The 24,763-nt window shown below is 71.1% G+C and carries 23 protein-coding genes; 14 read left to right on the top strand and 9 right to left on the bottom strand.

The genetic code is table 11. The features are described from left to right. The first annotated feature begins 482 nt into the window (after window positions 1-482). The 8 genes from hpnC to INP57_RS08240 all read left to right on the top strand — a co-directional run bounded on the left by hpnC (window position 483) and on the right by INP57_RS08240 (window position 8,929). Window positions 483-1,388, top strand: coding sequence for a squalene synthase HpnC (hpnC, locus tag INP57_RS08275; protein ID WP_307849963.1), 906 nt, complete (start codon window positions 483-485; stop codon window positions 1,386-1,388). Next, on the top strand, window positions 1,352-2,248 hold the full coding sequence (gene hpnD / locus INP57_RS08270; RefSeq protein ID WP_200069511.1) for a presqualene diphosphate synthase HpnD: 897 nt from the start codon (window positions 1,352-1,354) through the stop codon (window positions 2,246-2,248). The genes hpnC and hpnD overlap by 37 nt, the downstream gene beginning before the upstream one ends. Next, on the top strand, window positions 2,245-3,618 hold the full coding sequence (gene hpnE, locus INP57_RS08265; protein WP_200069510.1) for a hydroxysqualene dehydroxylase HpnE: 1,374 nt from the start codon (window positions 2,245-2,247) through the stop codon (window positions 3,616-3,618). The genes hpnD and hpnE overlap by 4 nt, the downstream gene beginning before the upstream one ends. Continuing rightward, window positions 3,615-4,628, top strand: coding sequence for a polyprenyl synthetase family protein (locus INP57_RS08260; protein WP_200069509.1), 1,014 nt, complete (start codon window positions 3,615-3,617; stop codon window positions 4,626-4,628). Before hpnE ends, INP57_RS08260 begins: the two co-directional genes overlap by 4 nt. Continuing rightward, entirely contained in the window at window positions 4,625-6,550 is a 1,926-nt protein-coding gene (gene shc, locus INP57_RS08255; RefSeq protein ID WP_374220929.1) for a squalene--hopene cyclase, read from the top strand. The genes INP57_RS08260 and shc overlap by 4 nt, the downstream gene beginning before the upstream one ends. Beyond that, window positions 6,547-7,149, top strand: coding sequence for a phosphorylase family protein (locus INP57_RS08250; RefSeq protein WP_200069507.1), 603 nt, complete (start codon window positions 6,547-6,549; stop codon window positions 7,147-7,149). The genes shc and INP57_RS08250 overlap by 4 nt, the downstream gene beginning before the upstream one ends. Before the next feature lie 35 nt (window positions 7,150-7,184). Then, window positions 7,185-8,186 carry an adenosyl-hopene transferase HpnH gene (hpnH, locus tag INP57_RS08245; RefSeq protein WP_200069506.1) on the top strand — a complete coding sequence of 334 codons (1,002 nt, stop codon included), beginning with the start codon at window positions 7,185-7,187 and terminating at the stop codon, window positions 8,184-8,186. Between the two features lie 83 nt (window positions 8,187-8,269). Beyond that, the gene (locus tag INP57_RS08240; RefSeq protein WP_233627179.1) at window positions 8,270-8,929 is read left to right on the top strand and encodes a VC0807 family protein; all 660 of its coding nucleotides are present in this window, start codon (window positions 8,270-8,272) and stop codon (window positions 8,927-8,929) included. Window positions 8,930-8,980: 51 nt separating this feature from the next. Here INP57_RS08240 and INP57_RS08235 read toward each other — a convergent pair whose 3' ends face one another. From INP57_RS08235 to INP57_RS08225, 3 genes are read right to left on the bottom strand one after another with little or no spacing between them, the layout of a single operon-like run. Further along, window positions 8,981-9,700 carry an SDR family NAD(P)-dependent oxidoreductase gene (locus INP57_RS08235; RefSeq protein WP_200069505.1) on the bottom strand — a complete coding sequence of 240 codons (720 nt, stop codon included), beginning with the start codon at window positions 9,698-9,700 and terminating at the stop codon, window positions 8,981-8,983. Then, on the bottom strand, window positions 9,697-10,599 hold the full coding sequence (locus INP57_RS08230) for a DMT family transporter (protein WP_295146021.1): 903 nt from the start codon (window positions 10,597-10,599) through the stop codon (window positions 9,697-9,699). The genes INP57_RS08235 and INP57_RS08230 overlap by 4 nt, the downstream gene beginning before the upstream one ends. Next, window positions 10,596-12,974, bottom strand: coding sequence for a WS/DGAT domain-containing protein (locus INP57_RS08225; protein WP_307849961.1), 2,379 nt, complete (start codon window positions 12,972-12,974; stop codon window positions 10,596-10,598). Before INP57_RS08225 ends, INP57_RS08230 begins: the two co-directional genes overlap by 4 nt. A 340-nt stretch (window positions 12,975-13,314) precedes the next feature. Between INP57_RS08225 and cynS the strand changes: the two genes are divergently transcribed. After that, complete coding sequence (gene cynS / locus INP57_RS08220) at window positions 13,315-13,758, top strand: cyanase (RefSeq protein ID WP_200069504.1); 444 nt, start codon at window positions 13,315-13,317, stop codon at window positions 13,756-13,758. 12 nt (window positions 13,759-13,770) lie between these two features. Here cynS and aroQ read toward each other — a convergent pair whose 3' ends face one another. The 4 genes from aroQ to INP57_RS08200 all read right to left on the bottom strand — a co-directional run bounded on the left by aroQ (window position 13,771) and on the right by INP57_RS08200 (window position 17,849). Further along, the gene (gene aroQ, locus INP57_RS08215) at window positions 13,771-14,388 is read right to left on the bottom strand and encodes a gamma subclass chorismate mutase AroQ (RefSeq protein WP_233627178.1); all 618 of its coding nucleotides are present in this window, start codon (window positions 14,386-14,388) and stop codon (window positions 13,771-13,773) included. 301 nt (window positions 14,389-14,689) lie between these two features. Beyond that, a complete protein-coding gene (locus INP57_RS08210) occupies window positions 14,690-15,460 on the bottom strand; it encodes an SDR family NAD(P)-dependent oxidoreductase (RefSeq protein ID WP_200069503.1) in 771 nt (256 codons plus the stop codon). A gap of 11 nt (window positions 15,461-15,471) precedes the next feature. Continuing rightward, complete coding sequence (locus INP57_RS08205; RefSeq protein WP_200069502.1) at window positions 15,472-16,623, bottom strand: NAD(P)/FAD-dependent oxidoreductase; 1,152 nt, start codon at window positions 16,621-16,623, stop codon at window positions 15,472-15,474. Next, window positions 16,620-17,849, bottom strand: coding sequence for a cytochrome P450 (locus INP57_RS08200; protein WP_200069501.1), 1,230 nt, complete (start codon window positions 17,847-17,849; stop codon window positions 16,620-16,622). Before INP57_RS08200 ends, INP57_RS08205 begins: the two co-directional genes overlap by 4 nt. Before the next feature lie 128 nt (window positions 17,850-17,977). Here INP57_RS08200 and INP57_RS08195 point away from each other — a divergent pair, with 128 nt between their 5' ends. Both INP57_RS08195 and INP57_RS08190 read left to right on the top strand, forming a co-directional pair. Next, window positions 17,978-18,169, top strand: coding sequence for a ferredoxin (locus INP57_RS08195; RefSeq protein WP_200069500.1), 192 nt, complete (start codon window positions 17,978-17,980; stop codon window positions 18,167-18,169). Next, window positions 18,169-18,936 carry an enoyl-CoA hydratase/isomerase family protein gene (locus INP57_RS08190; RefSeq protein WP_233627177.1) on the top strand — a complete coding sequence of 256 codons (768 nt, stop codon included), beginning with the start codon at window positions 18,169-18,171 and terminating at the stop codon, window positions 18,934-18,936. The genes INP57_RS08195 and INP57_RS08190 overlap by 1 nt, the downstream gene beginning before the upstream one ends. A gap of 194 nt (window positions 18,937-19,130) precedes the next feature. On the opposite strand, the gene INP57_RS08185 is transcribed toward INP57_RS08190, so the two are convergent. Then, entirely contained in the window at window positions 19,131-19,895 is a 765-nt protein-coding gene (locus INP57_RS08185) for an SDR family NAD(P)-dependent oxidoreductase (protein ID WP_200069499.1), read from the bottom strand. 48 nt (window positions 19,896-19,943) lie between these two features. Continuing rightward, window positions 19,944-21,104: a thiolase family protein gene (locus INP57_RS08180; RefSeq protein WP_200069498.1), complete on the bottom strand. Its 1,161-nt coding sequence runs from the start codon at window positions 21,102-21,104 to the stop codon at window positions 19,944-19,946. Between the two features lie 158 nt (window positions 21,105-21,262). Here INP57_RS08180 and INP57_RS08175 point away from each other — a divergent pair, with 158 nt between their 5' ends. The 3 genes from INP57_RS08175 to INP57_RS08165 are packed head-to-tail and all read left to right on the top strand — an operon-like array spanning window position 21,263 to window position 24,760. After that, window positions 21,263-22,036, top strand: coding sequence for an SDR family NAD(P)-dependent oxidoreductase (locus INP57_RS08175; protein WP_200069497.1), 774 nt, complete (start codon window positions 21,263-21,265; stop codon window positions 22,034-22,036). 19 nt (window positions 22,037-22,055) lie between these two features. Next, complete coding sequence (locus INP57_RS08170) at window positions 22,056-23,117, top strand: LLM class flavin-dependent oxidoreductase (protein ID WP_200069496.1); 1,062 nt, start codon at window positions 22,056-22,058, stop codon at window positions 23,115-23,117. Further along, window positions 23,117-24,760, top strand: coding sequence for an ATP-dependent acyl-CoA ligase (locus tag INP57_RS08165; RefSeq protein WP_200069495.1), 1,644 nt, complete (start codon window positions 23,117-23,119; stop codon window positions 24,758-24,760). The genes INP57_RS08170 and INP57_RS08165 overlap by 1 nt, the downstream gene beginning before the upstream one ends. Window positions 24,761-24,763: the final 3 nt, after the last annotated feature.

The raw sequence follows: 24,763 nt of genomic DNA, 5'->3' as shown, positions 1-24,763 counted from the left end.
CGCGCGTCCCTTTCGACACGCAACGCCGTCGCGGACGTCACCGGGCCGGTTGGTCCGACGTGGCCGGAGGTGATCGATGCGACCGAAGGTGACGATGTAACGGCCCGCTCCAGCGTTCGTAGCGCACCTGCGTCCGTGCCGCTTCCCGATCGATGAGTGCCGCCCCGGCTCGCTCGTCCGAACACAACAGTCCATTGTGGAATAAATCGTGCTGAGGCGAATTCGACCGCCATGTAAGGCTTTGCCCGCGGAATTTCTTCGTTCGTGACATGGCGATGCGCCCAGGTGTTCGGCTTTGCGTCCCCGTGCTGCGGAACGGAATGCATATGTCCATAGTGGACGCAACGAAGGTATTCGCTTGCGCCGCACCGCCCTACGACGCTCACCCGGTCGAGTAGCCGCTCCGACCTGCGGTGCGAACCGCGCAGACCTACGCTGACCTGGTCGGTCACCCATGGGTGTCGCTGGGTGAGGGGGCCATTGTGGACATTTCTCGGGCTCGTGGGCGGTATGGCCACGAGCACGCGGCGGCGCGGCAGCCGGACGTTTCGGCACAACTGCCCGACGCCGCCGCCGTGCTCGCGCGCGCCGCCGGGGAGAACTTCCCCGTCGCCGCCCGCGTCCTGCCGAGAGATCTGCGCAGGCACCTGATGGCGCTGTACGGCTACTTCCGCCTGGTCGACTACGCGGGCGACGAGGCCCCCGGAAACCGGGAAAGCCTGCTGGAATTCCTCGAAGCCGACCTCGCGCACGCCTACCGCGGCACTCCGCGGATCCCGTTGCTGCGCGCGCTCGCACCCACCGTGCAGGAATGTGGCATCCCGCAGGACGTCCTCGTCAGGTTGATCGAAGCGAACCGCCAGGACCAGCACGTGCGCCGCTACCGGACGTTCGCCGAACTGGTGCGGTACTGCGAGTTGTCGGCCAACCCGGTCGGTGAGTCCGTGCTGCACGTGTTCGGCTGCGCCCGCCCGGACCTGGTGTCGCTGTCCGACCGGGTGTGCACCGCGTTGCAGGTCCTCGAACACTGCCAAGACGTGCTCGAAGACCTCCGGCAGGACCGGGTGTACCTGCCGGAGGCGGACCTGGCGCACTTCGGCTGCAGCCTCGACGAACTCGGCACGTATCCGGCACCGCTGCGCTGGCGCAGGCTGATCCGGTTCCAAGTGGCCCGCGCCGAACGCCTGCTCGACTCCGGCGCCCCGTTGATCGGTCGGCTGCCGGGCCTGGCGCGGCTGTCCGTGGCCGGGTACGTCGCGGGCGGGCGCGCGACCGCGCAAGCCTTCGCCGGCGCCGGTTACGACCCGATCTCCGTGCACTTGAGCCCGGCGAAGACGCGCACCGCGGGGGAATGGGCACGACTGCTGCTGACTGGAGGAGCTTGGTGACCGCGTCGGTGCAAGAGGCATACCGCGAGTGCGAGCGCATCACCCGCACCCGTGCCCGCAACTTCTCCTACGGGATCCGGCTGCTGCCCGGCCCGAAACGGCGGGCGCTCTCGGCGGTGTACGCGTTCGCCCGGCGCGTCGACGACATCGGCGACGGCGGACTTCCGATGAACGACAAGCTCCGGCTGCTCGGCCAGGCCCGCTCGGACCTGCACGCGGCCAGCACTCGGTCGGCGGATCCGGTGCTGGTGGCGCTGGCGGACGCGGCGTCGCGGTCGGCGCTACCGATGCACGCCTTCGACGAACTGATCGACGGTTGCGAGGCCGACGTGCTCGGCACCCGGTACCGGACGTTCGCGGAGCTGCTGCACTACTGCCGCTGCGTCGCCGGTTCGATCGGCCGCCTCTCGCTGGGCGTGTTCGGCACCCAGGACCGGGCCGTGGCGGAACGCCGCGCGGACGCGCTCGGCGTGGCGCTGCAACTGACCAACATCCTCCGGGACGTCCGCGAAGACCACGGGGAAGGCCGCGTGTACTTGCCGGACGAGGACCTCGAGCGGTTCGGGGTCCGGCTGGAGCCGCACACGCCCGGGCTGCTGCTGCACGAGCAGGACGGGCTGGCGCGGCTGGTGCGGTTCGAGGTGCAGCGCGCCGAGCAGTGGTACCGCCAGGGCTTCGCGCTGCTGCCGATGCTCGACCGCCGCAGCCGCGCCTGCTGCGCGTCGATGGCCGGGATCTACCACGAGGTCCTGCAAGCGATCGCCGCGTCGCCGCTGCGGGCCCTGCAGCAGCGGACTTCGCTGACGAGCTGGCAGAAGGCGGGCGTGGCGGCCCGCTCGATGGCGGGGATGGCGCCGTGAGCCGGCACGTGCTGGTGGTCGGGGGCGGTCTCGCTGGGGTCACCGCCGCGCTGCGGTGCGCCGACAGCGGGTACGCGGTGACGCTGGTGGAGACGCGAGCGCGGCTCGGTGGCGCCGCGAGTTCGTTCCAGCGCGGAGATTTGGACGTCGACACCGGGCAGCACGTCTTCCTGCGCTGCTACAGCGCGTACGCCGCGCTGCTGCGCAGGCTCGGCGTGCTGGACAAGGTGCGGGTGCAGCCTCGCTTCCGGGTGCCGGTGCTCGAGCCGTTCCGGGCCTGTTCGGTGCTGCGGCGCTGGGACCTGCCCGCACCGGCGCACCTGGCTCCGGCGTTGCTCGGGCATCCCGCTTTGACGTTGCGGCAGCGGGTGAACGCCGCGCGCACCGGGATGCGGATGCGGGAGCTCGACCCGGAGGATCCGGCGCTCGACCGGATCAGCTTCGGCGACTGGTTGCGGGAGTGCGGTGAGTCGGCGCGGGCCGTGGACGCGCTCTGGGCACTCCTGTCGGTGGCCGCGCTCAACGCCGCGCCGGACGAGTCCTCGCTCGCGCTGGCCGCCACGGTGTTCCGCACCGGCCTGCTCGACGCCGCGGACAGCGGCGACATCGGCGTACCGCTGCGGCCGCTGGCAGAGCTGCACGACGGCGCCGCGCACCGCGAGCTGGCGTCCGCAGGAGTGCGGGTTCTCCTGCGCACCAAGGCGAACAGCGTGCTGCGAGACGAATCGGGCGAGACGGGCTGGCGGGTCCCGGTGCGCGGGCGCGGAGGCGAGGAAGTGCTGCGCGCCGACTCCGTGATCGTCGCCGTCCCGCACCAGCACGCCGGCGCACTCCTGTCCGCCCGGCTCTTGCCCGCGGCGGCGGCCTGGGCCGGGCTGTCGGCAGCGCCGATCGTGAACGTGCACGTGCGCTACGACCGGCCGGTGCTGGCCGAACCGTTCGCGGCGGTCCTCGGCTCTCCGGTGCAATGGCTGTTCGACCGCACCTCCGCGGCCGGCGTGCGCCGCGGCCAGTACCTGGCGATCTCCCTGTCGGCCGCGCACGAGTACGTCGAGCAGCGCACCGGCGAGCTGCGCGGGCTGTTCCTGCCGGCGCTGCGCGACCTGCTTCCCCCCGCGCGGCGGGCCGAGGTCCTGGACTTCTTCGTCACCCGCGAACCGCGCGCGACCTTCGCGCAAGCGCCCGGGACCCGCGACCTGCGACCCGGCGCCGACACCGGGCTGCCCGGGCTGGTGCTGGCGGGCGCGTGGACCGCCACCGGCCTGCCCGACACCTTGGAAGGCGCTGTGCGCAGCGGGGACCAGGCCGCGCGAGTGGTGCGGGCGACGTTCGACGAAGCCCGCCCGGCGGGCTTGGAGGTGACCCGATGACCACGGCGACACCCAGCGTGCTGAGCACCTCGCGCCAGCAGGTCGAACCGCAGCTGCGGGCCGCGGTCGGCAGGCTCGACGAGCACACCCGGCGGGTCTGCGAATATCACCTCGGCTGGGTGCACGCCGACGGTTCTCCGGACGGGCGCACCGGCAAGGCGCTTCGCCCGGCGCTGGTGCTGCTGTCCGCGCAGGCCATCGGCGGCCCCGGGCACTGGCCGACGCGCGCGGGCGCGGCCATCGAGCTCGTGCACAACTTCTCGCTGCTGCACGACGACTTGATGGACGACGACACGTCCCGGCGGCACCGGCCCACCGCTTGGACCGTGTTCGGCCGGCCCTCCGCGCTGCTGGCGGGGGACGCGCTGCTGTCGCTGGCCACCGACGTGCTGGTGGACACGCCTTCCGCGCACGCGGCGGAAGCGGTGCGGATGCTCGGCGCGGCGACCAGCAGGCTCATCGTCGGCCAAGCCGCCGACCTCGGCTTCGAGCACCGGCACGAAGTGGCGCTGGACGAGTGCCTGCGCATGGTCGAAGGCAAGACCGCGGCGCTGCTCGGCTGCGCGTGCTCGCTGGGGGCGCTGTGCGCCGGGGGAGACGAAGACGCCGTGGCGCGGATGCGCTCGTTCGGCATCGAGCTGGGCATGGCCTTCCAGTTGGTCGACGACCTGCTGGGGCTGTGGGGCGATCCGGAGACGACCGGCAAACCGGTGCTCTCCGACCTGCGGGCGCGCAAGAAGACCGCGCCGATCGTGCACGCCCTGAGCTCGGCGACCCCGGCGGGCGAGCGGCTGCGCCGGATCTACCGCGAACCCGCGCGGCTCGTCGGCGAACGCGCCGAGCACGCCGCCGAACTGGTGCGCCAGGCCGGCTCCCGGGAGTGGGCCGAATCCGAGTGCGAGCGCAGGTTCGACGCCGCGCTCGCGCAACTGCACGCCTGCGGCCGGCACAGCGCGGCCGTCGAATCCCTGACCGAACTCGCGGAGTTCATCGTGCGGAGGCAATGGTGACCGACCAACTGACCCGATCCCAGCAGCAGCAGACCCAGCCGGACCTGCCCGCGGTAGGCGCCAGGGCGCACGGCGCGCTGCTCGCCGCCCGGGATCACCTCTTGTCGTTGCAGCACACCGACGGCTGGTGGAAGGGGGAGTTGGCGACGAACGTGACCATGGACGTCGAGGATCTGCTGATGCGCCAGTTCCTCGGCATCCGCACGCCGGAGGAGACCGCGCAGGCGGCGCGCTGGATCCGTTCGCAGCAGCGCGAAGACGGCACCTGGGCGAACTTCCACGGCGGGCCCGGCGACCTCTCCACCACGGTCGAGGCGTACGTCGCGCTCAAACTCGCAGGCGACGACGTCGAAGCCCCGCACATGACCCTCGCGCGAGCCTGGATCCTGGCGCACGGCGGCCTCGAATCGACCCGCGTGTTCACCCGGATCTGGCTGGCGCTGTTCGGCGAATGGTCGTGGGACGAGCTGCCCGCGATGCCGCCGGAAGTCGTGCTGCTGCCGAAGTGGGCGCCGCTCAACCTGGCGAACTGGGGTTGCTGGGCGCGCCAGACCGTCGTGCCGCTGACCATCGTGTGCACGCTTGCACCCCGGAGGGAACTCGGGGTGAGCGTGCGCGAGCTGCGCTCCGGGCGGACGCCGCAGCGCTCCTCCGACCCTTGGGACCGGGCGTTCCGCGCGCTCGACGCGGTGTTGCACCGGTATCAGCGGTACCCGCTGAAGACGGTGCGGCGGCACGCGATGCGACTCGCTGCGGAGTGGATCATCGCCCGGCAGGAGGCCGACGGCTCGTGGGGCGGCATCCAGCCCCCTTGGGTGTACTCGCTGCTGGCGCTGCACCTGCTCGACTACCCGCTGGAACACCCGGTGCTGCGGGAGGGCTTGGCCGGGTTGGAGGGCTTCCTCATCCGGGAACGCACTCCGCAGGGCACGAGCCGCCGGATGGAGGCGTGCCAATCACCGGTGTGGGACACCGTGCTGACCGTGCAGGCGCTGCACGACGCCGGTTTGCCCGCCGACCACCCGTCGCTGCGGTGCGCGACCGATTACCTGTTGCGCGAGGAGATCCGGGTGCCCGGTGACTGGGCGGTGCGCAGGCCCGGGCTCGCTCCGAGCGGGTGGGCGTTCGAGTTCGACAACGACGGCTATCCCGACATCGACGACACCGCCGAAGCGGTGCTCGCGCTCAACCGGGTCGAGCACGGCAGACCGCAGGAGGTGCACGCGGCCATCGAACGCGGGCTGGCCTGGATGCGCGGCATGCAGTCCCGAGACGGTGGCTGGGCAGCGTTCGACGCGGACAACACCAGCAGGCTTGCTACCCGGCTGCCGTTCTGCGACTTCGGGGAAGTGATCGACCCGCCCTCAGCGGACGTCACCGCGCACGTCGTGGAAGCGATGAGCTTGCTCGCCGACCGCGAGGATCCCGCGGTGCGCGCGGGCGTGCGGTGGCTGCTGGCGAACCAGGAGCGCGGCGGCTCGTGGTTCGGCCGCTGGGGCGCCAACCACGTTTACGGCACGGGCGCGGTCGTGCCCGCGCTGGTCGCCGCCGGGGTGCCCGCCAACCACCCGGCGCTGCGGCGGGCGGCGGATTGGCTGGAGGAGCACCAGAACGCCGACGGCGGCTGGGGAGAGGACATGCGTTCCTACACCGATGCGCGGTGGATCGGGGTGGGCACCTCGACCGCCTCGCAGACCGGATGGGCGCTGATGGCGTTGCTGGCGCTGGGCAGGCACGCCAGCGAAGCGGTGCGCAACGGCGTGGAATACCTGGCCACGAGCCAGCGCGCGGACGGCACCTGGGACGAGCCGCAGTTCACCGGAACCGGATTCCCGGGCGACTTCTTCATCAACTACCACCTGTACCGGCTGATCTTCCCGCTGACCGCGCTCGGCCGCTACGAGCAGGCGGTGAACCGGTGAGCGGTGATCGGCTGCTGATCTGCGCTGCGCTGCGAACCGAAGCCGTGGCATTGCGCGGCGCGTGCGACCGGGCGCGCGTGCTGCGCACCGGGCTCGGGCCGCGCCGGAGCTCCCGGCGCCGCAACGCCGACGCGGTGGCCGGCTGCGGCGCGCTGGCCGTAGTCGGTCTCGCGGGCGGGCTGGGTGAAGTACCCAGCGGCGGTGTGGTCGTCGCCGACGAGGTCCGGGATGCGCACGGCAGCACGACCCTGCCGGACGCGGGATCGTTGGCGGCTCGGCTCGACCGCGCCGGATTCGCGGTGTGGCGCGGGCCGATCACGACGACCGACCACATCGTCGGCGGCGGCGAGAAGTCGGCGCTGGCCGCTACCGGCGCGCTGGCCGTCGATATGGAATCGGCCGCGCTCGCCCGGCTGGCCGGACGCGGACTGCGCGCGGTCGTGCGCGTGGTCGTGGACACCCCGAGCGAGCCGCTGCTGCGCCCGCGCACGCCGTACCGCGCGTGCCGGGCGCTGCTACGGCTGCGCCGCCTCACACCCGCGGTGGCGGAGTGGGCGGCCGACCCGGAACGCGCGCCCGCGGTGGCGCACCGGGACTGATCCGCAAACACCAGAAGCAGTCAGGAGGTGCAGCCATGGGCATTCCGATGCGCCAGGCCGCTCGCGTCGGCGCCTACCTAGTGCGGCAGAAGCTCGCGGGCCGGAAGAAGTTCGCGCTCACCCTGGAGCTGGAGCCGTTGTTCGCCTGCAACCTCGCCTGCGCGGGGTGCGGCAAGATCCAGCACCCGGCGAGCGTCCTCAAGCAGCGGATGCCGGTCGACCGGGCGCTGGCCGCGGTCGAGGAATGCGGTGCCCCGGTGGTCTCCATCGCAGGCGGCGAGCCGCTGATGCACCCCGAGATCGAGGTGCTGGTCGACGAGCTGGTCAAGCGCAAGAAGTTCGTCTACCTGTGCACCAACGCGCTGCTGATGCCGCGCAAGATCGACAAGTTCACGCCGTCCCCGTACTTCTCGTGGGCGGTGCACGTCGACGGGCTGCAAGAGCGCCACGACGCCTCGGTGTGCAAGGAGGGCGTGTTCGCGCAAGCGGTCGACAACATCAAGGACGCGCAGCAGCGCGGGTTCCGGATCACCACGAACAGCACGTTCTTCAGCACCGACACGCCGTCCTCGGTGATCGAGGTGCTGGACTACCTCAACAACGAGCTCGACGTGGACCAGATGATGCTCTCGCCCGCCTACGCCTACGACAAGGCGCCGGACCAGGACCACTTCCTCGGCGTCACCGAGACCCGGGAGCTGTTCAAGAAGGTTTTCGCCGATGGCAGGCGCCGCAAGTGGCGGTTCAACCACTCGCCGAAGTTCCTGGACTTCCTGGAGGGCAAGGTCGACTTCGGCTGCACCGCGTGGGCCATCCCGTCCTACTCGCTATATGGCTGGCAGCGGCCCTGCTACCTGATGGCCGACGGCTACGCGCAGAGCTACCGGGAGCTGTTGGAGGAGACGGACTGGGAGGCTTACGGTCGCGGGCGCGACTCGCGCTGCGCCAATTGCATGGCGCACTGCGGCTACGAGCCGACGGCCGTGATGGCCACGATGGGTTCACTGCGCGAGTCCATACGGGCGCTGCGCGGGTGACGTGAGTCACCCCTGTTCGTCGGTAGTCCCGGCGTGCTGGTTACGGTAGGGGCCAACGGCCCCCGACGTACGGACCGATACGAATGCAGAAGCCCTCGCAGGTGATTCACCTCGACGCGCTTTCCGCGCACCTCTGGCACGCGGCCAAACACCTCGGCGAGACGGTGATCGCGCCGCTTGCGCTGTTCTATGTCCTGTTCAACCTCACCGGCCTGACCGGCGGTCTCATCGCCGCGCTCGTCTGGGGAGTGGGCGCCGTCGCGGTGCGAGCGGTATTGCGGGTGAAGATCCCGATGGTGCTGCTGCTGACCACCGGGATCCTGGTGGTCCGCACCGTCGTCGGGTTCGCGACCGGCAGCTCATTCCTGTACTTCCTGGAACCGAGCTTGCAGAACTTCTTCGTGGCGTTGTTGTTCCTGGGTTCGCTGCTGTTCGAGCGGACGTTGATCGCCAAGCTCGCCGACGACTTCTGCGTGCTTCCACCGTCGCTGATCGGCAACGCGCGGGTGCAGAGGTTCTTCCGGCGGGTGTCGCTGCTGTGGGCGCTGGTGTTCACGATCAACGGGTTCACCACGCTGTGGGCGCTGGCGCAGGCGACGATCGGGCACTTCCTGCTGGCCAGCACGGCGGGCTCGTTCAGCCTCGTGGCGGTGGCCGCGGTGGCGTCGGTGTGGTGGCTGCGCCGGGAGCTGCACGGCGAGGGGATCACCTTGCGCTTCTCCCGCAAGGCCGTGCCCGCCTGAGCCTTCGTCGACGAACGGCACCGTCCCGCGGGGCGGTGCCGTTTTCGCGCTTCAGCCGAAGCGGCGCGCGAGCAAGCGGAAGGTTCCCGGCAGGGCGCCGCGCACCCGCGAAGCCAGGCCCAGCCAGGACGGCACGAACACCTCCGGCGTTTCCCGCTCGATGGCGGTCAGCAGCACGCGGGCCACCTGATCCGGCGGGATCGGGCGCGGGAACCGGCGGGTGTACGCGCCGCGCCGGTCGAAGAAGCCGGTGCGCACCGCGCCCGGCAGCACGGTGGTGACCGGCACGCCCTCGGCGCGGATGCTGTCGGCGAACGCCCGCAGCCCGGCCTTCGTCGCCGCGTAGGCGGCCTCGTGGTGCACGCCGACGGCCGCGATGGACGAGACGAACGCGACCTGCCCGCCGCGATGGCTCAGTTCCGGCATCGCGGCCCTGGTCAGCTCCATCGGAGCGGTCAGGTTCAGCGCTACCAGGTCGCTGACCTGCCCGGCGGTCATCGCGCCCAGCGGGCCATGCCAGCCCGCCCCGGCGTTGTTGATCAGCAGCTCGACTCCGGCGGCCGCATCGGCGACCCGGGCCAGCTCGTCCCGAACGGTCAGGTCGGCGCGCAGCGGGCGGCCACCGGTGCGGCGCGCCAGCGCGCCGAGCCGGTCGGCGTCGCGCCCCACCAGCAGCGGCTCGCACCCGGCGGCGGCCAGCTCGATCGCCAGCGCCGCTCCGATGCCCGAGGAACCCCCGGTGATCAGGGCGCGCCGCGGAGGCCACCTCATCCGGACCCGGAATTCCGGGCCGCGATCCGGCGCAGGTGCTCGCCGCGCCGGGTCAGCACCCAGATGCCGACCAGCAGCAGCACCGCCGCGAGCACTTCACCTGCCAGTGCGTACGGGCTCGCCACGACCCGCTCGCCGAGCCAGTTCACCCCGATCGCGATGCCCACCAGCGGATCGACCGCGGTGATCACCGCCAGTGCCGGGGAGATGAACCGGCCCTGCTGGAAGGTGTTCTGGCTGAGCAGGAACCCCACCGGCCCCAGCGCGCACACGACGTAGAGGGTGGGGTGGCCGAACGGTTCGGCGAGGCCGCCCTGCCGGATCTGCCCGGCCACGACCTTGATCAATCCGGCGGTGACGCCGTAGAGCACGCCTGTCGCCAGGGCCAGCGCCAGCACCCGGAGCTCACCGCGGAACCGCCCGGCGGCGAGCAGGCAACCCAGCACGATCAGCACCAGCACCGCCGCGAGCGGGAACACTCCGGAGCCGGTGAACCCCTCACCTTGCCCGCTCGGCCGCGCCAGCAGCAGGAACACCGCCAACCCGACGGCGACCGCGAGCGCGCCGAGCACCAGGACCCGGTCCAACCGGCGGTGCGCCATCCAGGCCGCGAAGACCGCGCCGAACAGCACCGCGGTGACCAGCAGCGGCTGCACCAGCACCAGCGGACCGAACGCGAGCGCCACGACCTGCAAGGACAGCCCGACGATCACGGTGCCGATGCTCAGCAGCCAGATCGGTTTGCGCACCAGTTGCCACAGCAGCCGGGGATCCAGCGTGCGGGTGGTGGGCACCTGCTTGGTCGCGCGTTGCTGCACGGCGCTGGCCAGCCCGAACCCGGCGGCGCCCGCCAGCGCGGCGGGCACCGCGATGAACAACTGGCTCCCGGTGGAGGTCACGCGCCCTCCTGCGCGCCGAGCCGCAGTGCGGCGAAGGCGCTCGGGAGCTGGTCGGCGAGCTTGTCCACGTCGGGCAGCAGCGCCGCGTCGGTGGTGAGCGCGACTCCGACGGTTCTTCCCCACCCGATGGTCCCGATCGCCAGCGCCATGCCATCGGCCAGCGGCAAGACCGGGTACACGGTGCGCAGCAGCGCTCCGGCGATGTGCACCGGCGTCCGGTGCCCCGGCATGATCGAGACGATCGCCTGGAAGAAGTTGCGTCCGTAGATCCTGCGGCAGACCCAGCGGTGCAGCGGAGCGGGCAGCAGGCGCAGACCCCGCAACACGGCTTCGCTGGCCTGCGGCTGCCCGCGGTGCTGCGCGCGGTCGAGCCGGGCGGCGACTTCGGCGAGCCGTCGCCGCGGGGACATGGGGCCGATGGGCAGGTCGACGGTCACCGCGACCGCGTGGTTGCCGAAGTCTTCGGTGCCGGGACGGGCCTTCCTGGGCACCATGGTGCGGAAGTTCCGCTGGTGTGTGTTGTTCTCGTCCAAGCGGTGCAGCGCTTCGGCCACCATGCCGAGCAGCAACGCGCTGCGGGATACGCCGTTCGCGCGGGCTTCGGCCTCGACCTCGGCGGCGTCGAGCTCTTTCCAGGCGAAGCGGCGTGCTCCGGTGCTGCGTCCGCCGAGGCCGCCGCGCGGGGCCGGGCCTGCGGTGACCAGGCTCAGCATGCCGCGCAACACCGCCGTGACGTACCGCAGGCGTGGAATCGCGGGCCGGGACTGCTCCGGCAGATCGGGGACCTCGTCGCACAGCAGCCGCAGCAGCGTCGAGGTCATCACCAACCCGTCGCCGAGCGAGTGGTGCATCTTCACCAGCAGCGCCGAGTCGCCGGAGCCGGGCCGGTGCAGCACGGCCATCTCCCATGGTGGGCGGTCGGTGGGCAACGGCGTGCTGAAGAACTCGCGCTCCGCGGACTCCTGATCGTCGTGCTCGCCGAGCGTGATCCGCCGCAGGTGCTGCTCAGGTGCGAGTCGCCGGACCGGCACCCAGTGCGGTTCGCGGTGTCGGCGGGTGACCAGCCGCTTGCTGACCATCGGCAGTTCGGGCGCACGGGCGGCGATCCGTTCGCTGACCCGCGCGGCGAGCTCGGCGCCCCATTCCGCGCCGGCCGCCGGTCCGCGCAGCGACAACACGGCGCCGGTCTGCTGTGCAACCTGCGGGGTCGTGACGTGCACGAAGAACGTGTCCTGAGCGCGCATCCGCTCGGGCACGGCGGGATCCAGGTTCGCCATATCGGCCACCTGGTCGGCGAACTCGCCGGTGTCCCGCAGGTGCCGGAGCATCCGCTGCTCGGCGTTGTGCAGCTCGCCGGGCTCGGTGGCGAGCCGGTGCAGCGCCTGCGCCAGCGCGGGCTCGTCGTCGCAGAGTTCGGCCAGACCGGCGCGTTCCATCAGCTCGGCGTTGGCGCGGCCGTGCCCGGCGATGGGTTCGAACATGAGGACCGGGCGGGCGCAGGCGAGTGCTTCCAGCGCGGTGGCGCCCCCGGCATTGGTCACCACGACGTCGGCCGCCGCGGTGCGCGTGGCCATGTCGTCGACCCAGCCCAGCGGGTCGATCCGGGAGTCGCGCTCGGCACGGCGCAGCAACCGCTCGCGCAAGGTGTCGTTGTGCCCGCACACGACCACGACCTGATCGGTCCCGGCGCGCAGCGCTGCCTCGACGGCGCGGTCGACGGAGCCGAAACCCAGTGAGCCGCACGAGATCAGCACCACGAAACCGGCCTGCGGGAGACCGCAGGCGCGGCGTGCTTCGGCCTTGTCCCGCGGGTGGAACGCGGCGACGACGGGCGGTGCGCTGACGGTGTTGACCGCCGCCGGTTCGGCGAGATCGGCGGCCCCTGCGCTGACCTCGCTCATGGCGTAGTGCCGGTCGATCGCGGAGTAGACCCAGAACGGGTGCGGGGCGAAGTCGGAGATGACTGCCGCGACCGGAGTCCGCAGTTCGCCGCGGGCGCGCAACCAGGCCAGACCGGCGGTGCCCATGGGGTAGGTGGACACGATCAGGTCCGGGTGTTCGTCGGCCAGCAGCGGGCGCAGCCTGCGGCCCGCCCAGGCACCGACGAAGCGGCGGCAGCCGTTGGCGAACCAGCGTTGCCGCCACAGCGCGGCGTAGAAGAAGTCGTAGAGCCATGGCGTGGACTGCACGTTGGTCACGTAGATCCGGCCGAACGTTCGCGGCACCCAAGGCCCCATCGCCCGCAGTGCGTCGAGCCAGGACACCTCGCAGCCCGGCCACGATCGCCGGGCGGCCTCCTCGACGGCTCGCGCGGTGGCGTTGTGCCCTTCCCCGATGGTGGCGCTGACCAGCAGCAGGCGGCGCGGCTCAGTCACGAGGCGAGCTCCTTCCGAGAACGGCTCGTGCTTTCGCAGGCTAGCGGCGACCCGCCGCCTCGGCCGGGTGGAGCCGAACGGGACGAACCGCGCCTGTGGAGTGCCTCCGAATTTGGCTTGCGCAGTGGGTCAGGTAGCGGAACCTCAGCTGGAAGGCGCGGACGCAGAAAACCGCCGGGTGCGGCCGGTGCATGGACCGCGGTGCCACGTGCTCGCAGCACGAACCCCGCCGTTTCGGCCGAGAATGTGTCCGGATTGAGCGATGTCGTGCGGGACGGGCGGTGTTGTGCGATCGCGATCGTCCTGCCTGTCCCGGGTTTTCCGGGGAAGGGGAGCGGACATGATCAGTAAGCACGATGCCGCGGCCGCGGTCCGGTCGAAGAAGACCGAACTGGGCCTGACCTGGGCGCAGCTGGCCGAGGCGGTGGGCAGGCCGGTCGCCTGGACCACGGCGGCGCTGCTCGGCCAGCACCCGATGGGCGAGGCCGAGGCGAACGCCGCCGCGGAGTTGCTCGAACTGGACCGGGAGGTCGCTCTCGCGCTGCGCGTCCAGCCCACTCGGGGCGCGCTGGACGCGCAGGTGCCCGCCGACCCGACGATGTACCGGCTCTACGAGGTGCTGCAGGTGTACGGGCCGACCATCAAGGAACTGATCCACGAGGAATTCGGTGACGGCATCATGAGCGCGATCAACTTCCGGCTCGACGTCCGTCGCGCCGAAGACCCGCAGGGCGACCGGGTCGTGGTCACCTTGGACGGCAAGTTCCTGCCGTACCAGTGGTGAACCGCGCCGTTCTCACGCGCACATCGAAACCACCGCCCTGTCCAATGCTCGCCGGTGCAGCGGGTCGAAGTGGTGGTGCAGGTCGGCGGCGAGCACCGAGGCCGCCACCCCGACCCGGCACGGAGTGTTCGGCACCCGCACCCGCTCGGTCGCCTTGAGCTGCCGCACCGCCTCGTCGCTGATCCGTTCCAGCTCCCGGCGCACCTGGCCCAGGTCGGGGCGTTCACCCGGGCGCGACTCGGGGTGCGCGTCCCACCGGGCGTGCAGGCCGCGCTGCACGTCCTTGCCCGCTTCGATCTGGTCGGTGAAGAAGCGGACGGCTACGCCCGGATCGAGTCCGTTGTCCGCGGCGAGCTCGGACACCTCGCCCAGCACCCGTCGCTCGCGTTCCGGATCGGCGATGGGTTTTCCGGTGCCGTACTTGGCGGCGGCGACCTCGTCCGCCAGCGCCAGCCGTTGCGCGGCGAGGTCCACCAGCGGGCCGAGATCGGTCGTCGCGGACTGCGCGGCGACCGAAGCCGGACCGACGACGGGCGCCCCGGCGTCCGGTGTCGCGGTTGCGGCCGGTGCCGTGCCTGCGGCCACGGCGCCGATGATCGAAGTTGCCAGCAACGTGCGTCGCATCGTCATGACTTCTCCCCTCGCGGTTCTGCTTCGCGGAAAAGTCTGCCGTGCACCCGCGTTCGAGCCGGGGCGGACTCGCCGCGGCGTGTCGGCCGGAGGCCTCGGCGAACCGAATGCGCAGGTGAGGACGGATATCCGCGACCGAATCAAGTGCCGCGAGTCCGTTGTGGACAGAGCTTTCGCAAGCTCCCCCGGCCGGGCGGATGCAGGGCGGCGCGGTTGAGCACCCGCCCGGCCGAGGGGTTGCGTTCGCGCGCCTACACGCGCGGTCCCATCGCGAGCCCCGCAGCGCGAGGCGGTCGCGAGATCAGCTGGACAGGTAGCCGCCGTCGGCGGCCAGCGCGTGCCCGGTCACGAACGACGAATCGTCCGAGCACAGCCACAGGCTGGCCGCGGCGACCTCCTCCGGCCGCCCGAACCGGCCGAACAGGCTCAGCCGCGGCGCCAGGTCCTGCTCGCGGCGTCCGGTGCTGTCCATCGAGTACCGGATCATCGGCGTGTCGATCGCGCCGGGGCAGACGGCGTTGACCCGGATGCCGCGCGCGGCGTTCTCCAGCGACGCGACCTTGGTCAGCCCGATCACGCCGTGCTTGGCCGCGGTGTAGATCGCCTGGTTGAGCTGCGGCCGGTAGGAGTTCACCGAGCCGATGTTCACGATCGAACCGGGACCGTCCTGCCGCAGCATCTGCTTGATCTCGTGCTTGAGGCACAGCGCCACGGACTTCAGGTTCACCGCCAGGATCCGGTCCAGGTCGTCCTCGGCGAGCTCGGCGACGGTATTGGCGTCCGGGGCGACCGCGGCGTTGTTCACCGCGCAGTCCAGCCGCCCGTACCGCTCGACCGCGGTCTCGACCATCGCGCGCACCTGATCGGAGTCGCCGACGTCGACGCGCAGGAACGACGCCCGGCCGCCACCGGCGACGATCTTGTCCACCGTGGACTCACCTGCGCGTTGCTCGCGGTCGGCGACCAGCACCGACGCGCCTTGCGCCGCCAGCAGCTCGGCGGTTGCCGCGCCCATGCCCATCGCCGCTCCGGTGACCGCCGCGACCTTGCCCGCGAGTGCGTCGCTGCCCATGTTCCTCCTGCTCAGAACGGGTTTTCGGGATCGCGCAGGGATTCCGGATCGGGAGTCGCTCCCGCGCCGATGGCGTTGCGCGCCGGAACCAGCTGCTTCGGCCGGTTCACGCCCAGGTGCGCGGTCAGCCGCCCTTGCGGGGACAGCCAGGCGGCGCCCCACCGCTCGGAGTCCGCGCCGCGCAGCACCAGCGTGTCGGCGGCGCTGTGGTGCCCGACGTACTGGAGCTTGCGGCCGAACTGGTCGCTCCAGAAGTAGGGGACCGGATCGTGCTCGGGAATGCCGGTGCCGAGGATCTGCGCGACCACCGTTTCCGGAGCGGTGCGCGCCTCGTCCCAGTGCTCGACCCGCAACCGCGCGCCCGAGCGCGGCGACCAGCGCGCCGCCACGTCGCCCACCGCGTACACCCCGGGAACTCCGGTGCGCAGGTGCTCGTCGACGAGCACGCCGCGGTCCAGCTCGACGCCGGAGCCAGCCAGCCACGCCGTGTCCGGGCGCACGCCGACTCCGGTGACCACCACGTCGGCGTCCAGGTGCCCGCCGCCGGTCAGCGCCACCCCGCCGGAGGTGACCGCGTCGACGCCGGTGCCGAGCCGCAGGTCGACCTCCGCCCACCACGGCCGCATCCGCTGCCCGACCTGCTCGCCCAGCGCACCGAGCGGGACCGGCGCCGCTTCCACGCAGGTCACCGAGCAGCCCCGGGCCAGTGCGGCGGTGGCCACTTCCGCACTGATCCAGCTCGCGCCGACCAGCACGACCCGCGCTCCCGCCCGCAGCCGTTCCCGCAGCAGCGCCGCGTCGTCGGCGGTGCGCACGACCAGCTGCGGACCGTCGCCGGGAAGCCGCACCGGGCTCGCGCCGGTGGCGATGACCAGCGCGTCGTAGCCGACGTCGCCGGAATCGGTACCGACCACCCGTTCCGCCGGATGCAGCGATCGAGCCGCTGCGCCCAGCCGGAGATCGACCGACAACGCCTCGTAGTCGGTCCGCAACGTGGGGTCGAACTCGTCCCGCAACGCCGCCTTGGTCAGCGGCGGCCGGTCGTAGGGCGCCCGCCGCTCGGCCGCGAGCAGCACGATCTCGCCGTCGAAACCCTTGCGCCGCAGCAATTCGCAGGTGCGCGCCGCGGCCAGCCCCCCACCGGCGATGACGACCCGGGTCACCGGGCGAGCTTCGGGCCGGGAGTGAACCGCGCCGGGATGCGCTGGAAGCCCATGTTCGTGCCCTGGTGCGGATAGCGCTCCAGCGCGTCGAAATCGACGGTGTAGTCCGGCATCCGGGTGAGGATCTCGTTGAGCAGCGTCTTGGCCATCAACCGGCCCAGGTGCGAGCCGGCGCAGCGGTGCACCCCGATGCCGAAGGCGGTGTGCCGGTTCGGCCAGCGGTCGATGTCGATCTCGTCCGGGTGCTCGAACAGCGACTCGTCCCGGTTGGCCGAGGCCCAGGAAAGCAGCACCCGGTCGCCTTGCCGCATCGGGCAGCCGCGGAACTCGGTGTCCTGCGCGACGGTGCGGGCCAGCGCCTGGGTGGGGGAGAAGTAGCGCAGGAACTCCTCCACGGCGTGGTCGAGCAGGCTCGGATCTTCGATCAGCCGTTGCCGCACGTCGGTGTGCTCGGCCAGCCAGACGAGCGTCTGGCTCACCAGCGAGGCGGTGGTCCCGGTACCGCCCGCGATGAGCAGCTCGACGATGGCGAAGACCTCGTCGTCGGTGATCGGCCGGTCGTCCACGGTCTGCTGCACCAGGTAGCTGATCACGTCGTCCTGCGGATCGGCGCGGCGCTGCTCGATGATCCGGCTCATCTGCTCGGACAGGTAGGGCAGGTCCACTTCGGTGGCCTGGCGCCACTTCTCGCTGCCGGGCACGGCGGCCAGCGTGGCGTGGTGCGCGCGCGAGTAGCGGCGCCACTCCTCGACCGGCAGGCCCAGCCAGTCGATGGTGACCAGCGACGGAACGCCGATCACGGAGGTGAAGTCGCACTCGCCGGTCTCGATGACCTCGTCGATGAAACTGCTGACGTGGTGCTCGACCATGCCGCGCATCCGCTCGATCGCGGCGGGCGAGGTGATCGGGTTGATCAGCTTGCGGAACTTCCGGAAATCCGGTGGATCCAGTTCAATCGGGATGTGGAAGTGCATGGGCGTCTTCGGGATCACCACGGACAGCCCCTCGCCTCCGGAGGAGGTGCGCGCCGAGGAGAACACGCCGTCGTCCCGCGCGGCTTCGAAGACGCTCTCGTAGTCGGACAGCACCCAGTAGCCACCGTGCGACTCGGTCCAGGCGAGTCCGTGCTCGTTGCGGACGGCGCGGTAGGAAGCGACCGGGTCCGCGGAGTGCTCCTGGGAGTTGTGATCGAAGCGGATCACTGGACAGCGCTGTTGCGAAGCCATGCTGCTGGGACCTCCTATTGCATCAACCCCGCTGTTGACCTGATAATGGTTATACTAGATATGCCGGTTGTCAACGGTTCGCACGAAGCCGGGGGGAGTCGGCGCCACCTCGACGAGGAGGAAAAACCATGCGCGCGCGGGTCGATCCGAACCACTGCCAGGGGCACGGGCTGTGCCAGATGAGCGCCCCGAACGTCTTCGCGTTGCGCGAGGAGGACGGCACCGCCTACGTGCTCGAAGAACAGGTCCCGGCCGAGTTCGCCGACGAGGCCGTCGAAGGCGCGGACTCCTGCCCCGAGCGCGCGATCACGGTCGACTGATGGGGGAGGACGTGCTGGTCGAGCAGCGCGGGGACGCGCTGTGGCTCACGCTCAACCGGCCGGAGCGCAAGAACGCCTTCGATCCCGCCATGTCCGACGCGATCGTCGAAGCGCTGCGCGGCGCCGATGAGGCGCGGGCGGTGGTGCTGACCGGATCCGGCGGCAGCTTCTGCGCAGGCGGATCGTTGCAGCAGCTCAGCACGCCGACCACCGGGGAGATGCGGGCGCTGTACCAGGGCTCGCTGCGGTTGTTCGACGCCGTGCGGCAATGCCCGCGCCCGGTCATCGCCGCGGTCAACGGCGCGGCGGCGGGCGGCGGCAACGAGCTCGTCGTGGCCTGCGACCTGGCGATCGCGGCGCGTTCGGCGACGTTCGGCCAGACCGGGCCGAAGGTCGGCAGCGCCCCGGTCACCGGCGCCACCAACGTGCTCGGCGTGCAGATCGGGGAGAAGCGGGCCAAGGAGATGGCGATGCTGTGCCGGCGCTACTCCGCCGAACAGGCCGAGAGCCTGGGCCTGGTCAACGAGGTGGTCGAGGACGACCGGCTGGCGGAGGCGGTGACCGGATGGGTCGAGGAGCTGGCCGAGCTGAGCCCGCGCTACCTGGAGATCACCAAGATCTCCTCCAACATCTGGTGGAACTCGGCGCGGGACTCGTTCAGCAACGGTCTCGGGATGCTGGTGCAGGCGGTGGGCAGCGCGGACATGGTCGAGGGCGCCACGTCGTTCTTGGAGAAGCGGCGACCGCGGTTCCCGCCGCCGGAGTGATCCCGGCGGCGCCGGGCATCGCAGCGCCCTCGGCGGCCGCAGGTGCAGTGATCCCGGTGTCCGCAGGCGTCGCAGCCAGAGTCGCCGCGAACCGGACCGCCGCGCGAACTCCGGTGGTGCGCGCAGGCACCGCAGCGGCACCGGCGCAGCCGCGGCAGTACCGGCCCCCTGCCCGCGCAGGGGGCCGGCGCCGGTCACTTCGGGGGCATCCGGATCGCCCCGTCCAGCCGGATCGTCTCGCCGTTGAGCATCGGGTTGCCGATGATCTGCTCGGCGAGCGCGGCGAACTCGTCCGGGCGCCCCAGCCGCGACGGGTGCGGCGTGCGGGAGGCGAGCCCGTCGCGGATCTCGTCGGAGAACCGGGACAGGATCGGCGTGTCGAACGTGCCCGGCGCGATCGAGCACACCCGCACCAGCTTGCGCGCCAGGTCGCGGGCGGCTACCAGCGTCATGCCGACCACCCCGGATTTCGCCGAGGCGTAGGGGATCTGCCCGATCTGGCCTTCCCACGCCGCGACCGAGGCGGTGAGCACGCAGACTCCGCGCTCACCGTCGACCGGCTCGTTGCGCGCCATCCGGGCCGACGCCAGCCGCAGCACGTTGAAGCTGCCGGTCAGGTTGGTGCGCACGATCGACTCGTACTGCTCCAGCGAGCCCGGTTCGCCGTCGCGTTCCACCACGCGGACCGTGCCGCCGCGGCCCGCGCAGTGCACCAGCGCGCGGATCGGGCCTTGCTGCTCGGCGAGGTCCATCGCCGCGTCGACCGCCTCCGGATCGGCCACGTCGGCCGGGGCGAAGCTCGCCTTGCCACCGAGCTCGGCCGCCACCTGCTCGCCCGCGGAGCTCGGCAGGTCCACCAGCACCACCGGCACGCCCCGGTCGAGCAGCCGCTTGGCGCTGGCCAGCCCGAGCCCGGACGCACCGCCGGTCACCACTGCGCTGCCACCGTCGAGGTTCATCGTTCTCCTGCTCCCCCGGCCGCATCGCCGAGTTCGTCGGTTCCGCGCTCAGGCCGCGGGGTTTTCCAGGATCGTCGCGTTGGCCATGCCGCCGGCTTCGCACATCGTCTGCAGCCCGTAGCGCGCGCCGGTGCGTTCCAGGTGGTTGATCAGCGTGCTCATCAGGCGCGTCCCGGACGCGCCGAGCGGGTGCCCGAGCGCGATCGCGCCGCCCACCGGGTTCAGCGCCGCGTCGGCCACGCCGAGTTCGCGCTGGAACGCCAGCGGCACGGGCGCGAACGCCTCGTTGACCTCGAACGCGGCGATGTCGGCGAGCGGAATGCCGCTGCGGGCGAGGACTTTCCTCGTCGCCGGGATCGGCCCGGTGAGCATCATCCGCGGGTCGTCGCCGACCACGGCCGATGCCGCCACCACCGCGCGCGGGCGCAGGCCCAGCTCGGCGGCGCGGTCCTCGGACATCACCAGCAGCGCGGCGGCACCGTCGGTGATCTGCGAGGAGTTGCCCGCGGTGATCTTCCAGTCCAGGTTCCGCGCGTGGTGCTTCTCGGCGAACGCGGGCTTGAGCCCGGCGAGGCGTTCGGCGGTGGTTCCCTCGCGGATCGTCTCGTCCGCGGTGAGCCCGGCGACCGGGGCGACCTCGTCGTCGAACCAGCCCTGCGCGCGAGCGCGCGCGGCGCGTTCGTGCGAGCGCGCGGAGTAGTCGTCCAGTTCGGCGCGGGTGAGCTTCCACTTCTCGGCGACCAGTTCCGCGGAGATGCCCTGTGGCACCAGATCCGGGTAGCGCTCCCGCACCGCAGGGCCGAACGGGTCCGCGTCGCCGCGTGCCGAGCCGATCGGCACCCGGCTCATCGACTCCACCCCGGCGGCCACCGCGATGTCGTAGGCCCCGGCCTGCACGCCCTGCACCGCGAAATCCACGGCCTGCTGGCCGGAACCGCACTTGCGCTCGACGGTGACCGCGGGGACGTGCTCGGGCCAGCCCGCGGCGAGCAGCGCTTGGCGGCCGGGGGTGGCGGACTGCTCGCCGTTCTGCCCGACGCAGCCCACCAGCACGTCGTCGATCAGGCCCGGGTCGAGCTCGGTGCGTTCGGTGAGCCGGGCGAGCACGGCGGCCAGCAGGTCCACCGGGTGCGTCTCGGCGAGCGTTCCGGTCTTCTTGCCCTTGCCCATGGGGGAGCGGACGGCATCGACGATGACGGCACGGCGCATACGCCCTCCAATCATGATGATGAATATCAGCGTACATCCCAAGCGCGCGCTCTTGACCCAGTTCGGGCCGATACTATGATTATGATTATTACAAACGGTTCGACCCGTCGTGCCGCGGCCACACCGCCGCGGCGCCCGCTCTCCCGGGAGGAAACCGCATGACACGCCGTTTCGAGGACCGCATCGCCGCCGTCGTCGGAGGGGGATCGGGCATGGGCCGCGCGATCTCGCACCGGCTCGGTTCCGAAGGGGCGCACGTCTACGTCGCCGACCTCGGGCAGCAGGCGGCCGAGGAGGTCGCCAAGGAGATCGCGGACGAGGGCGGCCAAGCGACCGCGGTGCAGGTCGACGCCACCGACACCGAAAGCCTCAAAGCGCTGTTCGCGCGCATCGAGTCCGAGCACGGCGTGCTGCACGCGCTGCACGCGCAGGTGGGGATGCCCGGTCCCAGCGGCACCGAAGTGGATGCCGACGAGTGGGAAAAGAACATCGACGTGAACGTCAAGAGCGCCTACTACACCTGCACTCTCGGGCTGGACCTGCTGCGCAACGCGGGCGGGCACGGGTCGATCACGATGACCTCGTCCACCTCGGCGCTGGTCGGCTCGCCGTTCAGCCCGATCTACTCGCTGACCAAGGGCGCGCTGGTGCCGTTCTGCAGATCGCTGGCGCTCCTCGGCGCTCCGGATGGGATCAGGGCCAACGTGGTGTGCCCGGGAACCGTGCACACGCCGATGCTCTCGCAGTTCTTCGGGCGCGAGCCCGGTGCGGACGTTTCGGAGCTGACGAAGAACTTCGTCGGCGGCATCCCGCTCGGCCGCGGGGCGCAGCCCGAGGAGATCGCGTCCGTGGTGGCGTTCCTGGCCAGCGACGACGCCAGCTACGTCACCGGCGTGACCGTTCCCGTCGACGGCGGCCTCACCGCGAAGTGACGACCAGGAAGGATCGAACATGGTGCAGGTCGGTCTGCTGCTCAGCGACGTGCCGAAATCGGTGACGCCGGCCAAGCAGTTCAAGGACGTGCTGCGGATCGTGGAAGCCGCGCAGCGCAACGGATTCACCCACATCGCCATCGGGCAGCACTTCCTGTACGGGGATCTGCGCTGGCTGCAACCGGTTCCGCTGCTCGCCCGGCTGGCGGCGGAGGTCTCGCAGGACGTCAAGCTGGTCACCCAGATCATGATCGCGCCGCTGTACCACCCGGTGCTGCTCGCCGAGGAGATCGCGACGCTGGACGTGGTGACCGAGGGGCGATTGGTCTTCGGCGCCGGGCTCGGTTACCGGGCCGAGGAGTTCGACTACCTCGGTGTGCCGTTCAAGCAGCGCGCTTCGCGGTTCGACGAGTCGTTGCGGCTGATGAAGCGGCTCTGGACCGAGGACGAGGTGACTTTCGAGGGCGACCACTGGCAGCTGGATTCCGTTGCACCGCACCTGCATCCGGTGCAGAAGCCGCATCCTCCATTGTGGATCGGCGCGCACAGCATGGCGGGCACCCGGCGCGCCGGGCGGTACGGTGACGCCTACGTGTGCCCGCCGGAAACGCCGGTTCCGCAGGTGATCGAGCGGTTCCGAGCCGTGCGCGACGGTTTCGCCGCGCGGGGCAAGGAATTCGGGCCGCAGCCGCTGCGGCGCAACACCTTGGTCGCCGACACCAAGCAGAACGCGCTCGCCGAGTACTCGCGGGTGGCGCAGGGCCGCTACATCACCTACGCCAACAAGGGCTTGGACGTGATGTCCGGCAGCGACTTGGAGAACGCGTTCGCCGAAGCCGTTTCCAACCACGCCGTGGTCGGGTCGCCGGAGGACGTCGTCTCGGAGCTGACCGAGCTGGTGACCACGCTGCCGGTCGACCCGCTGCTGATCCGTCCGCAGTGGCCGACGATGGACGCGGACGAGACGATCGCCTCGATCGACCTGTTCGGGCGGGAAGTGCTGCCCTCCCTGGTCGGTATCCAGCCGCGCAACGACATCCCCGCGCAGGCGGACTCATCCGCGCAAGCCGGGGAGGCCTGATGACCCGGTACTACGAGAACACCTCGTTCACCTTCGAGGAGCCGGAGAACTGGACGCTGAACCACGTCCTGCGGCACTACGCGGCTTCGCAGCCGGATGCGACGTTGCTGAAGACGCCCGAGGAAGGTCTGCAGTGGACATACGCCGAGATGCTCGGTTCGGCGGAGCGGATCGCGGGCGCGCTGGTCACCGAAGGCGGGCAGTACGGCGACCGGGTCATCATCATGGCGTTCAACTCGTCCCGGTTCGTGCGCACCTGGTTCGGTACCGCACTGGCCGGGATGGCCGAGGTCCCGATCAACACCTCCTACGAGGGCGAGTTCCTGCGCCACCAGGTCGTCACGGTCGGTGCCCGCTGGGCGGTGATCGACGACGTCTTCGCCGAACGCTGGGTGGCCGTCGCCGAACATGCGCGTGGAGTGGAGAAGTTCTGGGTCATCGACACCGGGCGCGGGTCCGAGGCCGTGCAGCTGCTGCGTTCCCACGGATGGCAGGCCGAGCAGTGGGAAGCCTTGGAGGAAGGCCCGGTGCTGGACCTGCCGACGCCGAAGGCGCAGGACCTCGGCGCGATCTTCTTCACCTCCGGCACCACCGGCCCGTCCAAGGGCGTGGCGATGCCGCACTCGCACCTGTACTTCTTCGCCCAGGAGGTCGTGAACCTCACGCAGCTGACCAATGTGGACACGTACCTGACGACCACGCCGCTGTTCCACGGCAACGCCCAATTCATGGCGGTGTATCCGGCGCTGGTGGCGGGCGCGACCGCGGCGGTCCGGCCGAAGTTCAGCGCCAGCAAGTGGATCGACCACATCCGCGAGTCCGGGGCCACGGTGACGAACTTCGTCGGTGTGATGATGGACTTCGCCTGGAAGCAGCCCGAGCGGCCGGACGACCTGGACAACCCGCTGCGCGCGGTCTACGCCGCACCGACCGCGAGCACCATCGTCGAGCAGTTCAAGCGGCGCTACGGTGTCGAGTCCTTTGTGGATGCTTTCGGGCTGACCGAGACCGGCGCACCGATACTGTCGCCCTACGGCGTGGATCGGCCACCGGGTGCGGCCGGGTTGCAGGCCAAGGGCTGGTTCGACATCCGCCTGGTGGATCCGGAGACCGATCGCGAAGTGCCGGTCGGCGAGGTCGGCGAACTGGTGGTGCGGCCGGTCCGGCCGTGGACGTGCAGCATGGGCTACTACGGGATGCCGGAGAAGACGCTGGAAGCGTGGCGCAACCTCTGGTTCCACACCGGTGATGCGCTCAAGCGCGACGAGCAGGGCTGGTACTACTTCGTCGACCGCTACAAGGACGCGCTGCGCCGCCGCGGCGAGAACATCAGCTCCTACGAGGTGGAGCAGGCCATCTTGAGCCATCCCGCGGTCGCGGAATGCGCGGTCATCGGTGTGCCCGCGGACGTGGAAGCCGGTGAGGACGAGGTGCTGGCCGCGATCGTCGCGTCCGAGCCGGTGGATCCCGCGGAAGTGCTCCAGTGGTGCGACGGCAAGCTCCCTCCCTTCGTCATACCCCGATTCGTGCGGGTGCTCGACGCGCTGCCCAAGACGCCTTCCGAGAAGGTCCGCAAAGCGGTGCTGCGCGAGGACGGGATCACGGCCGACGCCTTCGACCGGTCCGGCGCACCGGCTCGCTGATCA

It is taken from the genome of Saccharopolyspora galaxeae (assembly GCF_016526145.1).
Classification (GTDB): domain Bacteria; phylum Actinomycetota; class Actinomycetes; order Mycobacteriales; family Pseudonocardiaceae; genus Saccharopolyspora_C; species Saccharopolyspora_C galaxeae.
This window is presented reverse-complemented; position numbering and strand designations above follow the sequence as displayed.

Excerpts from the sequence above, each read along its gene's own strand:
- INP57_RS08195 (WP_200069500.1), top strand. The coding sequence starts at position 17,978 with ATGCGCGCGCGGGTCGATCCGAACCACTGCCAGGGGCACGGGCTGTGC.
- INP57_RS08200 (WP_200069501.1), bottom strand. The coding sequence starts at position 17,849 with ATGGCTTCGCAACAGCGCTGTCCAGTGATCCGCTTCGATCACAACTCC.
- INP57_RS08190 (WP_233627177.1), top strand. The coding sequence starts at position 18,169 with ATGGGGGAGGACGTGCTGGTCGAGCAGCGCGGGGACGCGCTGTGGCTC.
- hpnH (WP_200069506.1), top strand. The coding sequence starts at position 7,185 with ATGGGCATTCCGATGCGCCAGGCCGCTCGCGTCGGCGCCTACCTAGTG.
- INP57_RS08180 (WP_200069498.1), bottom strand. The coding sequence starts at position 21,104 with ATGCGCCGTGCCGTCATCGTCGATGCCGTCCGCTCCCCCATGGGCAAG.
- INP57_RS08240 (WP_233627179.1), top strand. The coding sequence starts at position 8,270 with ATGCAGAAGCCCTCGCAGGTGATTCACCTCGACGCGCTTTCCGCGCAC.
- INP57_RS08235 (WP_200069505.1), bottom strand. The coding sequence starts at position 9,700 with ATGAGGTGGCCTCCGCGGCGCGCCCTGATCACCGGGGGTTCCTCGGGC.
- INP57_RS08175 (WP_200069497.1), top strand. The coding sequence starts at position 21,263 with ATGACACGCCGTTTCGAGGACCGCATCGCCGCCGTCGTCGGAGGGGGA.
- INP57_RS08210 (WP_200069503.1), bottom strand. The coding sequence starts at position 15,460 with ATGGGCAGCGACGCACTCGCGGGCAAGGTCGCGGCGGTCACCGGAGCG.
- aroQ (WP_233627178.1), bottom strand. The coding sequence starts at position 14,388 with ATGACGATGCGACGCACGTTGCTGGCAACTTCGATCATCGGCGCCGTG.
- INP57_RS08260 (WP_200069509.1), top strand. The coding sequence starts at position 3,615 with ATGACCACGGCGACACCCAGCGTGCTGAGCACCTCGCGCCAGCAGGTC.
- hpnD (WP_200069511.1), top strand. The coding sequence starts at position 1,352 with ATGGGCACGACTGCTGCTGACTGGAGGAGCTTGGTGACCGCGTCGGTG.
- INP57_RS08185 (WP_200069499.1), bottom strand. The coding sequence starts at position 19,895 with ATGAACCTCGACGGTGGCAGCGCAGTGGTGACCGGCGGTGCGTCCGGG.
- cynS (WP_200069504.1), top strand. The coding sequence starts at position 13,315 with ATGATCAGTAAGCACGATGCCGCGGCCGCGGTCCGGTCGAAGAAGACC.
- INP57_RS08165 (WP_200069495.1), top strand. The coding sequence starts at position 23,117 with ATGACCCGGTACTACGAGAACACCTCGTTCACCTTCGAGGAGCCGGAG.
- INP57_RS08170 (WP_200069496.1), top strand. The coding sequence starts at position 22,056 with ATGGTGCAGGTCGGTCTGCTGCTCAGCGACGTGCCGAAATCGGTGACG.